This is a genomic window from Alkalibacterium sp. m-11, from assembly GCF_054658155.1.
Genome location: NZ_BAAGIR010000463.1, coordinates 1 through 275, shown reverse-complemented (window position 1 = coordinate 275; position 275 = coordinate 1). Strand labels below are relative to the sequence as shown.

Genomic DNA, 275 nt, shown 5'->3' with positions numbered 1-275 from the left:
TAGTTGAACGGAAGATCGGGATTGATTTGGGTATTTCGGATTTTGCGGTCACCACCAATGATTTAGGGGAAACTGAGAAGCACAAAAATCCAAAACCGCTGTACAAGTCCGAAAAGAAGCTGAAGAAGGCGCAACGGTCATTATCCCGCAAACAAAAAGGCGGTAAGAACCGCAATAAAGCACGCTTAAAGGTAGCCAAAAAGCACGAAAAGATTGCCAATCAGCGCAAAGATTTCTTGCACAAACTATCCAAAAAGATTACAGACGAAAACCAA

General features: G+C 42.5%; 1 protein-coding gene. It reads left to right on the top strand.

Features of this window, described 5'->3' with window-relative positions; translation table 11 throughout:
- Nucleotides 1-275 (top strand): transposase (locus tag ACYQ2O_RS13185; RefSeq protein ID WP_459796833.1); only part of this gene is annotated, 275 nt, incomplete at both ends.